General features: G+C 71.1%; 1 protein-coding gene. It reads left to right on the top strand.

From position 1 onward, the window contains the following. Positions 1-258: 258 nt before the first annotated feature. Complete coding sequence (locus ACWGI8_RS43130; RefSeq protein ID WP_453668951.1) at positions 259-2304, top strand: oxidoreductase; 2046 nt, start codon at positions 259-261, stop codon at positions 2302-2304. Positions 2305-2412 lie beyond the last annotated feature (108 nt).

Raw genomic sequence — 2412 nt, 5'->3', positions numbered from 1 at the left:
GCGGAGGAGGGAGCCACTGCGGTGGGGGTACCTCCCGTGCCCGAAGGGCTACGGGGGACATTGGCGACTGACGACAACGCCGCAGAGGTGCGTGTCAGGGCACGCGAGCCCGGCAAGATCCGAACGACAGGCCCTGGACCGCTGAGCGGCGCCGGCGTAGCGCACGTCACCCCCTCACCGTTGTGCAACTTGTTGCATAACGGCTCTTCGGCGTCTACAAAGGGAGCTCGACGCACCTTGCGCGAGGAGGAACCCCCGATGACCCCGCCGCCCCCGCCGCCCCAGGCCCCGGCCCCGTACCCGCACCTGCTGAGCCCGCTCGACCTCGGGTTCACGACACTGCCCAACCGGGTGCTGATGGGCTCGATGCACATCGGCCTGGAGGAGGCGGAGAACGGCTTCGAGCGCATGGCCGCCTTCTACGCCGCCCGTGCGCGCGGCGGCGTCGGCCTGATCGTGACCGGCGGTATCGCCCCGAACGAGGAGGGACGCCCGTACGACGGCGGCGCCAAGCTGACCACCGAGGCGGAGGCCGCACAGCACCGCACCGTGACGGAGGCGGTGCACGCGGCGGGCGGCCGGATCGCGATGCAGATCCTGCACTTCGGCCGGTACGCGTACCACCCGCAGCTGGTCGCACCCAGCGCGCTCCAGGCGCCGATCAGCCCGTTCGTCCCGAACGCCCTCACCGACGACGAGGTCGAGCGGACGGTCGAGGACTACGTACGGGCCGCGGAGCTGGCCAAGTCCGCGGGGTACGACGGGGTCGAGATCATGGGCTCCGAGGGCTATCTGATCAACGAGTTCATCGCGAGCGCCACCAATCAGCGCACCGACCGCTGGGGCGGCTCGTACGAGAACCGGGTCCGCTTCCCGCTGGAGATCGTCCGCCGCACCCGTGAGCGCGTCGGCGAGGACTTCATCCTGATCTACCGCCTCTCGATGCTCGACCTGGTGCCGGGCGGCTCCTCGCTGGAGGAGGTCGTCACGCTCGCCAAGGAGATCGAGGCGGCCGGCGCGACGATCATCAACACCGGTATCGGCTGGCACGAGGCGCGCATCCCGACGATCGCGACCTCGGTGCCGCGCGGCGCCTACACCTGGGTGACGCGGAAGCTGATGGGCTCGGTGTCGGTACCGCTGGTCACCAGCAACCGGATCAACACCCCCGAGGTGGCCGAGCGGCTGCTCGCCGAGGGGCGCGCCGACATGGTCTCGATGGCGCGGCCGTTCCTGGCCGACCCGGACTTCGTGACGAAGGCGCGGGAGGACCGCGCCGAGACGATCAACACCTGCATCGGCTGCAACCAGGCCTGCCTGGACCACACGTTCAGCGGGAAGATCACCTCCTGCCTGGTCAACCCGCGCGCCTGCCACGAGACCGAGCTGGTCCTCTCCCCCACCAGGCTGCGCAAGCGGCTCGCCGTCGTCGGTGCGGGTCCCGCGGGTCTCGCCTTCGCCGTGTCCGCGGCCGAGCGCGGACACGCGGTGACCCTCTTCGACGCCGGCGACGAGATCGGCGGGCAGCTCAACATCGCCAAGCGGGTGCCGGGCAAGGAGGAGTTCGAGGAGACGCTCCGCTACTTCCGTACGCAGCTGGAGCTGCGCGACGTGGAGGTCCGCCTGAAGACCCTCGTCACGCCGGAGCTGCTCAGCGGGTACGACGAGATCGTGGTGGCCACGGGAGTCTCGCCCCGCACCCCGGAGATCGAGGGCGTAGGCCATCCGAGCGTCGTCAGCTACCTCGACGTCCTGCGGGACGGCGTCGCGGTGGGCGAGCGCGTGGCGATCGTCGGCGCGGGCGGAATCGGTTTCGACGTCGCGGAGTTCCTCACCGACGGCGGCGAAGGGGCGAGCCTGGACCCGGAGACGTACTTCCGGCAGTGGGGCGTGGACACCGCGTACGGGACACGGGGCGGACTGCGGGCTCCCGAGCGCCCGAAGCCGCCGCGTACGGTGCATCTGCTGCAGCGCAAGCCCACCAAGGTCGGTGCGGGTCTCGGCAAGACGACCGGCTGGATCCACCGCACCGAGCTCAAGCACCGTGGTGTCACGATGGTCGCCGGAGCGACGTACGACCGGATCGACGACGCGGGCCTGCACATCACGGTGGACGGCACGTCCACGGTGATTCCCGTCGACACGGTCGTGCTCTGCGCCGGACAGGAGCCGCGCCGCGATCTGTACGAGGAGCTGAGTGCGGCCGGGCACACGGTCCACCTCATCGGTGGCGCCGATGTCGCCGCGGAGCTGGACGCCAAGCGCGCCATCGACCAGGGCACGCGACTGGCCGCGACGATCTAGGGGTTGTGGGGGGGGGGGCCCCCCGCCCCCCCCCCCCCGGCGGGGGGGGGCGCCGCGGCCGGGGATCCGGTTCATGGTGCCGATGAAGGAGGCGACGAAGCCGGTCGC

Source organism: Streptomyces sp. NPDC054841 (assembly GCF_053611045.1).
Note: the sequence above shows the minus strand (reverse complement) of the source record. Positions and strands in the feature narration are given on the sequence as shown.

Bases quoted from the DNA above. Each gene is read 5' to 3' on its own strand.
- ACWGI8_RS43130 (WP_453668951.1), top strand. From the start codon at position 259: ATGACCCCGCCGCCCCCGCCGCCCCAGGCCCCGGCCCCGTACCCGCAC.